The following is a 7925-nucleotide window of genomic DNA, read 5'->3' on the forward strand; positions in this document are numbered from 1 at the left end:
CGGCGCCTGCGGGACCGCATGTCGTGCAGCCCGCGAGAAGCTGCACCACGTTGGTCGACAGATCGTTGAGCAGGCCTCGCAGGGTCGAGAGGAGCGGGAGTGACCCGGCCGGCACCCTGGCCCGGAGCGCCTCGACCCGGGGCATGGTCCGCGCCGAGAAGTCCCTTAGCGCCAACAGTGCCCGGGGGTCGGGGGCGGACCCGTCCGAGGGCACGAGGAGCTGTTGGGCGCGAGTGAGCCCGTCGATGGCGCCGCGCATGGCGATGTCGACGTCTCCGGCTGCGGCCGTCGGGTCGTCGGAGAGCTGAAACGCCTCCTGGGTGCGGCCCTCGGACTGGAGGAGCAGGGTCACCCCCCTGTCGAGGCCCGAGCCGGCGAGGCCCACTGCCGCGGTGTCGAGGACCTGTTTGACGGGGTAGAGCGCCTGCCCCGGCAGCGCGGACCGGGCGACGACGCCGACGACACCCCCGACACCGAGGACCGTGGCCGCGACCCCCGCGAGGAGACGGGGCAGTCCCCGACCGACCACGACGACGACCGGCTTCCGGGACTCGGTCCGCGCTCGGGCGCCGGCGGCCGGGCTGGCCTGCGCGAGTGCGGCCGCCTCGGCCTGCAGTCGGAGGCCGAGCGTGGAGACGAAGTCGGGGTCGGGGGCCACCACGACGGAGATCGACGCGAGCACCTGAGCCGTGGGGACGAGGCCGCTCACCCGCGGGTCAACGTCGCCGCTGCCCTGGAGGGCGTCCTGGAGCAGGTCGGCGGTGCGGGTCAGGAAGGCCACCGCGACACCTCCCTCCCGCGAGATTTTCGCGCACGTGCTGGCAGCGCTGTAGCGCAGAGAACGCTCCCACCGTGAGAACGAGATGCGGACGCGGGTGTCACGGGGACCGGGCCGGCGACGGTGCGCGGAGCGCCCGTCGGATCAGGGGGCATCGTCACCGAGCACCCTCCGCAGGGACCGCAGCGCGCGCAGCTGTCGCTGTTTGACGGCGCCCTCCGTCGTGCCGAGGATCTCGGCGCACTCGATGATTGACAGGCCATGAAGGAAACGTAGGACGAGACACTCGGCCTGCTCGGGCTTGAGCGTGCGGATCGCCTCGAGGAGTCGGGAGTCACGCAAGCGAGCCAGGACCTCGGCCTCCGGCCCGTCCAGGCCATCGTCCGCGTCGAGCATCTCCGCGGTGGTCACCTCGAAACGGAAGCGGGCGGACTTCGCGCGGTCGGTGACGAGGTTGCGGGCGATGGTGATGAACCAGGCGGCGATGTCGCGGCCCTGCCAGGAGAAGCTGTCGATCCGGCGCAGGGCCCGCACGAAGGTCTCCGACGTGAGGTCCTCGGCCGTCTGCCTTGAGCCCACCCGGACGTAGACGTATCGGTAGACGGCGCCGACATAGCGCTCGTAGAGCACACCGAACGCGTCGGCGTCGCCCTGCTGGGCCAGCGCGACCAGGGCTTCGACCCGCTCGAGGTCGTGCGGGTCGCCACCGGGCCCGAACCCCCTCGACGACCGGCCCTCCGGTTTGGGCCCGGACCTGGCGGAACCGGGGGCGCCGGCCGGGTCGGAGACGCTGAGGGCGACGCGCAGGTCCGCGAGGAAGCGCCGGGCCGCCGAAGCCACCCCACGGTCGACGAAGCCGCTGGCACGCCCTGTCACCGCTCCGGCTCCGCGGGGCACTCCGAACGCCGCATCCGCTATCGAGCGAGCGGGCATCCGCACCACGGGGAAGGGAGCCACCCGCCTCATTGTCACCTATCCGTCTGACCTTGTCAGGTGTCCTCGACAATCACCCGGCCCGGAGTGACGTCGGCGGCCGTGTCGAGGACACTGGACCCGTGCCCATGCCCCGGATCACGCTCATCACCCGCCAAGGGTGCCACCTGTGCGACGACGCGCGAGCGGTGGTGTCGCGGGTGGCCGATGACCTCGGGGTGACGTGGCAGGAGCGCTCGATCGATGACGACGAGGCGCTGCGCGAGCAGTACTGGGAGCAGATCCCGGTGACGCTCGTGGACGGTGCGCCGCATGACTTCTGGCGGGTTTCGGAGGACCGCTTGAGGACGGCGCTGGCCTGACCCGACGGATCCGGTTGTGTGAGACCGATCACGTGAGCCCCGACGCCTGAACGGCAGCCTGCCCAGAGGGCGCCTGCTGCGGCCGGTCACCACTTTGTGCCTGCGTTCACAAACGCTTACGCTGGGCTCTTATCCATGCGCTCCAGCCCCTCCCGGATGGCGTCCAGTCCACCCAGGTCCGGCCCACAGTGAAAGGAGCCGGTGAGCCACCGTGTCCGCCGACCCCGCCATCCGTCGAGAGATCCCCGACGCGACGGTTGCCCGGCTGCCGGGATATCTGCGTGCGCTCACCGACGTCGCGGAACGCGGCATCTCCTCGGTCTCGTCCGAGGAGCTTGCGACCGCGGCCGGCGTCCGGTCCACCCAGTTGCGCAAGGACCTGAGCCACCTCGGCTCCTACGGCGTGCGGGGCGTGGGCTACGAGGTCGAGCACCTGGCCGTCGAGATCTCCCGGGCCCTCGGTCTCACCCAGGACTGGCCCGTCGCCATCGTCGGCATGGGCAATCTCGGCCGCGCCCTCGCGGCATACTCCGGCTTCGCCATCGGGGGCTTCCACGTGGCAGCGCTCTTCGACGAGGACCCCTCCCTCGCCGGTGAGCACGTCGGTGACGTCCCGGTCTCGCCGATGACCGAGCTGGCCCTGCTGGCCGAGGCTGAGGGCCTCTCGCTCGGGGTCATCGCCACTCCGGCCGCCTCGGCGCAGCAGGTGTGTGACGCGCTCATCGCTGCCGGCATCCGTTCGGTCCTCAACTTCGCGCCCGTGGTCCTCGTCGTGCCGCCCGACGTCAACGTGCGCCGTGTCGACCTCGCGACGGAGCTGCACGTCCTCGCCTTCCACGAGCAGCAGAAGAGCCTCGACGCCGACCTGGGGCTGGCCCAGTGAGCGTCCTGGTCATCGGCCTGTCCCACCACACGGCCCCCATGAGCCTGCTCGAGGCCGTCGCCCGCGCGAGCAGCGCCGACCTCGCGGCCAGGGTGCGTGCCTCTGATGCGGTATCGGAGACCGTCGTCGTGGCCACCTGCAACCGCCTCGAGGTGTATGCCGATGCCGTCACCTTCCACGGCGCCGTCGCGGCGATCGGCGAGTCGCTCGCGGCCTCGTCCGGGGTGGCCCTGGGCGACCTCAGCGCCCACCTCTACGTGCACTACGAGGACCGTGCGGTCGCCCACGCCTTCTCCGTCGCCTCCGGGCTCGACTCGATGGCCGTCGGTGAGGCCCAGGTCCTCGGCCAGATGCGCACCGCCCTGCGCAGCGCCCAGCACGCCGGCACTGCGGGAGAGTCGCTCAACTCGCTCTTCCAGCAAGCCCTGCGGGTGGGCAAGCGCGCCCACGCCGAGACCGCGATCGACACCGTGAGCCACTCGCTCGTCGAAGCCGGCCTGGATGGCGCCGTCGAGATCGTCGGCCCGCTGGCCGGGGCTCACGTGCTCGTCGTCGGGGCGGGCGGCATGAGCAGCCTCGCGGCGGCCACCGCAGCGCGCCGCGGTGTCGGGGAGCTGACCGTCGTCAACCGCACAACCGCTAAGGCGCATCGGCTGGCCGACGACGCCGGGGGTAGCGCGCGGCCGCTCGCCGAGCTCGACGCAGCCATCGCCGCCGCTGACATCATCATCAGCTCGACCGGGGCCCTCGGCCACCTCATCACGGCGGACCAGGTCGCCCGGGCCCGAGCCGGCGACGGGGCCCGAACCCAGGTCTTCCTCGACCTCGCGCTGCCTCGCGACGTCGACCCGGCCACCGGCGACCTGCCCGGCGTCTACCTCATCGGCCTGGCCGAGCTCGGCGCCCGACTCGCGGCCGAGTCGTCTACGGCGACCCTCCCCGAGGTCGCGGCGGTGTGCGACCTCGTCACGGGTGAGGTGGCCAGTTATCTCACCGGCCGGATCGCCAAGTCCGTCATTCCCACGGTCGCGGCGCTGCGCTCGCGGGCCGCCGACGTCGTCGACGCCGAGCTGGGTCGCCTGGACCAGAAGCTGCCGGGTCTCGACGCGGCAACACGCTCCGAGGTGCAGCGCACGGTGCACCGCATCGTGGAGAAGCTCCTCCACACCCCGACGGTCCGGATCAAGGAGCTGACGAGCGGGGGAGCCGGCGGTGACTACGCCGCTGCCCTGCGTGCGCTCTTCGACCTCGACCCCCACGAGGTCGCGACGGTGTCGGTCCCTCCGGACGGGCCCACGCTCACCGGCCCCGACGGCGGTGACGGCGCATGACCACCCTCCGCCTCGGCACCCGTCGCAGCGCCCTGGCCACCACCCAGTCGACGTGGGTGGCCGACCGGCTCCGCGCCGCCGGGCACGACGTCGAGCTCGTCGAGATCACGACTCACGGCGACGTGTCGGCGGAGCACCTGACGTCGATCGGTGGGACGGGAGTGTTTGCCGCGGCCATCCGGCGGGCATTGATCAATCGCGAGATCGATCTCGCCGTCCACTCTCTCAAGGACCTGCCCGTGACCCCGGAACCCGGTCTCGTGATCGCCGCGATCCCAGCGCGCGAGGATCCGCGCGACGTCCTCGTCGCCCGTGACGGTCTGACCCTCGGGGAGCTCCCCACAGGCGCCGTCATCGGCACGGGTTCGCCGCGCCGTGCCGCGCAGCTCAACGCCCTCGGCCTCGGATTGGATGTGCGGCCCATCCGCGGCAACGTCGACACCCGCATCCGCTTCGTTCACTCCGGGGCGTGCGACGCCGTGGTCCTCGCCCGCGCCGGTCTGCAACGCCTGGGCCGGCTGGACGACGTCACCGAGACGCTCGACCCGCTGCAGATGCTCCCGGCCCCGGGCCAGGGCGCACTCGCGGTCGAGTGCCGCACCGACCGACGCGACGTCGTCGACCTCCTCGAGACCTTGGACGACCCCGAGACCCGCGCCTGCGTCACCGCCGAGCGAGCCGTGCTGGCCGTGCTCGAGGCGGGCTGCACCGCGCCCGTCGGAGCGTTGGCCGAGGTCGTCGAGGGAGAGGTCGGCCTCGAGCTCTCCCTGCGGGCGTTCGTCGGGTCGGAGGACGGCTCCGACGAGCTGCGCCGGTCCGTCGTCGGGCCCGTCGAAGGGGCCGCCGACCTCGGCCGGCGCCTCGCCGAGACCCTCCTCGAGGACGGCGCCCACGAGCTGGGCTGCCACCCACCCCCGCCGCCCGACGGCATACCCAGACCGAAGGCCGCCCTCAGCACCGAATCCACCCCTCAAGACCGGGAGCCCGTCTCGTGACCCCCACCACTGCCCAGAGCAAGACCGCCGGCAAACCAGCCGGACGGGTCGCCTTCGTCGGCGCAGGTCCCGGCGACCCCGGCCTGGTGACACTGCGCGCGCGGGACTACCTGGCCGCCGCCGACACGGTCGTCATCGACCAGGTCAACCGGGGCGACATGGTCCGGCGACACGCGCGGCCCGACGTCGAGATCGTCGACGCCGGCCACGGCGAGCACGGTGAGGAGCTGACCCGCGCCTCGCGGGCCAAGTTGCTCGTGCGCGCCGCGAAGGCCCGCGGCGAGGACGGGCTCGTCGTGCGCCTCATGGACGGTGACCCCGCGATGTTCAACGGGTTCGCCGAGGAGGCGATGGCGTTGCACAAGGCCGGCATCCGCTTCGACGTCGTCCCCGGTGTGTCCGCGGTCACCGCAGTCCCGACGTATGCCGGGGTGCCGCTCACCTCGCAGCACGCCAGCGCGGTGCTCGTCGTCAGTGCCGGCGACCGCAAGCACGACTGGTCGACGGCTGTCGCGGCGAACGTGACGGTCGTGATCCTGGGGGTGCCCGAGACGCTGGCCGACGCCCTTGCCGACCTGCTGGCCGCCGGCCGCGCGGGTGACACGCCGGTCGCCCTCACCGAGCGGGGTACGACGACCCAGCAGGTGACCCACACGACGACGCTCGCCGAGGTGGCCGGGCTGCTGCGCGCGACGAAGGTGCACTTTCCGTCGCTCGCCATCGTCAGCCCCAACGTCGCGCTGCGCGCGGAGCTGTCCTGGTTCGAGACCAAGCCGCTCTTCGGGTGGAACGTCCTCATCCCCCGGACCAAGGACCAGGCCACCGCCACGATCGAGCGCCTCGCGTCCTACGGCGCCAACGCGGACGTCGTCCCGACGATCTCGGTCGAGCCGCCGCGCACGCCGCAGCAGATGGAGCGGGCGATCAAGGGCCTCGTCACCGGGCGCTACGAGTGGATCGGCTTCACGTCGGTCAACGCGGTCCGTGCGGTGCGGGAGAAGTTCGACGAGTTCGGGCTCGACGCCCGCGCCTTCGCCGGGCTGAAGATCGCCGCCGTCGGAGGGGTCACGGCCCAGGCGCTGCGCGACTGGGGCATCGTGCCCGACCTCGTGCCGTCCGAGGACCAGTCTGCTGCGGGCCTGCTCGCCGAGTGGCCGGAGTTCGATGCCGTGCTTGACCCCATCAACCGGATTTTCCTGCCGCGCGCGGACATCGCCACCGACACCCTGGTGGCAGGGCTCGTCGAGATGGGTTGGGAGGTCGACGACGTGACGGCTTATCGCACGGTCCGGGCTGCGCCGCCCGCCGCCGAGGTGCGTGACGCGATCAAGTCCGGCACGTTCGACGCGGTGCTCTTCACCTCCAGCTCGACGGTGCGCAACCTCGTCGGCATCGCCGGCAAGCCCCACCACTCCACCGTCGTCGCGGTGATCGGGCCGGCCACGGCCAAGACCGCAGAGGAGCACGGGCTGCGGGTCGATGTCATGGCCCCGACCGCCTCGTCCGACGCGCTCGTCGACGCGCTCGCGGCGCACGGCCTCGGCCTCGCGGCCGCGGCGGCGGAGGCTGGCGAGCCGGTCCGTCGCCCGAGCGAGAAGCGTCCGACGTCCCGGCGCCGGGCCAAGTAGTGGCGTCGGTCACCTCATCGGGCACCTCCTCGGGCGCGGCGTCGGCCGGGCTCCCTGCCGGGCGCCTCGCCGGGCCTGTGGTCCGGCCACGGCGGCTGCGGCAGAACGCCGCCGTCCGGGCCCTCGTCGCCGAGACCCGACTGCATGCGCGCGAGCTCGTGCTGCCGGTCTTCGTCCGGGAGGGCGCGGCCCAGCCGACCCCGATCCTCAGCATGCCCGGGGTGGTCCAGCACTCGCTGGAGTCTCTCGTCGCGGTCGCCCAGGAGTGTGTGGCTGCCGGGCTGGGCGGAATCATGATCTTCGGGGTCCCCCTCGAGAAGGACGCCGTCGGGTCGGGCGCCGACGACCCCGGGGGGATCCTCAACGTCGCGCTGCGGCAGGTGCGGGACGCCGTGGGCGACGACCTCGTCGTGATGGCCGACCTGTGCCTGGACGAGTACACCGACCACGGCCACTGCGGCGTGCTCACCGAGGACGGTCTCGTGGACAACGACGCGACGCTGGCCCGATACGCCTCGATGGCCGTGGCCCAGGCCCGGGCGGGGGCCCACGTCGTCGGGCTCAGCGGCATGATGGACGGCCAGGTCGGTGTCGTGCGAGCGGCCCTCGACGCCGAGGGTCTCGAGGACATCATCGTCCTTGCGTATGCCGCAAAGTACGCCTCGGGCTTCTATGGCCCGTTCCGTGAAGCCGTCCAGTCCTCGCTCGAGGGCGATCGCTCGACGTACCAACAGGATCCGGCAAACTTCACCGAGTCGGTGCGCGAGATCCAGCTCGACCTCCACGAGGGCGCCGATCTCGTCATGGTCAAGCCGGGACTCCCCTACCTCGACGTCATCGCCCAGGCGGCCGCCATCTCGACGGTGCCGGTCGCGGCATACCAGATCTCGGGTGAGTACTCGATGATCGAGGCCGCCGCCGCCCAGGGCTGGATAGACCGGAAGCGCTGCGCGCTGGAGGCGCTGACGTCGATCCGGCGGGCCGGCGCGCAGATCATCCTCACCTACTACGCTCT

At 72.2% G+C, this 7925-nt stretch carries 8 protein-coding genes; 6 read left to right on the forward strand and 2 right to left on the reverse strand.

The genetic code is table 11. From position 1 onward, the window contains the following. Positions 1 to 781, reverse strand: a 781-nt coding sequence (locus tag ACLL9L_RS00175; protein ID WP_411282617.1) for a hypothetical protein, incomplete at its 3' end; no start/stop codon positions are given. A 141-nt stretch (positions 782 to 922) separates the two neighbouring features. Then, positions 923 to 1735: a sigma-70 family RNA polymerase sigma factor gene (locus tag ACLL9L_RS00180; RefSeq protein ID WP_411282618.1), complete on the reverse strand. Its 813-nt coding sequence runs from the start codon at positions 1733 to 1735 to the stop codon at positions 923 to 925. A gap of 104 nt (positions 1736 to 1839) precedes the next feature. Here ACLL9L_RS00180 and ACLL9L_RS00185 point away from each other — a divergent pair, with 104 nt between their 5' ends. From ACLL9L_RS00185 to hemB, 6 genes are all read left to right on the forward strand, one after another. Continuing rightward, a complete protein-coding gene (locus ACLL9L_RS00185) occupies positions 1840 to 2073 on the forward strand; it encodes a glutaredoxin family protein (RefSeq protein ID WP_411282623.1) in 234 nt (77 codons plus the stop codon). 211 nt (positions 2074 to 2284) lie between these two features. After that, complete coding sequence (locus tag ACLL9L_RS00190; RefSeq protein WP_411282619.1) at positions 2285 to 2956, forward strand: redox-sensing transcriptional repressor Rex; 672 nt, start codon at positions 2285 to 2287, stop codon at positions 2954 to 2956. Continuing rightward, the gene (locus ACLL9L_RS00195; RefSeq protein ID WP_411282620.1) at positions 2953 to 4287 is read left to right on the forward strand and encodes a glutamyl-tRNA reductase; all 1335 of its coding nucleotides are present in this window, start codon (positions 2953 to 2955) and stop codon (positions 4285 to 4287) included. Before ACLL9L_RS00190 ends, ACLL9L_RS00195 begins: the two co-directional genes overlap by 4 nt. After that, entirely contained in the window at positions 4284 to 5282 is a 999-nt protein-coding gene (gene hemC / locus ACLL9L_RS00200) for a hydroxymethylbilane synthase (protein WP_411282621.1), read from the forward strand. Before ACLL9L_RS00195 ends, hemC begins: the two co-directional genes overlap by 4 nt. Beyond that, on the forward strand, positions 5279 to 6910 hold the full coding sequence (locus ACLL9L_RS00205; protein ID WP_411282622.1) for a uroporphyrinogen-III synthase: 1632 nt from the start codon (positions 5279 to 5281) through the stop codon (positions 6908 to 6910). Before hemC ends, ACLL9L_RS00205 begins: the two co-directional genes overlap by 4 nt. Before the next feature lie 77 nt (positions 6911 to 6987). Then, on the forward strand, positions 6988 to 7925 hold a 938-nt coding region (gene hemB, locus ACLL9L_RS00210; protein WP_411282624.1), incomplete at its 3' end, for a porphobilinogen synthase.

Source organism: Lapillicoccus sp. (genome assembly GCF_046595215.1).
Lineage (GTDB): Bacteria > Actinomycetota > Actinomycetes > Actinomycetales > Dermatophilaceae > Lapillicoccus.

Bases quoted from the DNA above. Each gene is read 5' to 3' on its own strand.
- ACLL9L_RS00185 (WP_411282623.1), top strand. From the start codon at position 1,840: ATGCCCCGGATCACGCTCATCACCCGCCAAGGGTGCCACCTGTGCGAC.
- hemC (WP_411282621.1), top strand. From the start codon at position 4,284: ATGACCACCCTCCGCCTCGGCACCCGTCGCAGCGCCCTGGCCACCACC.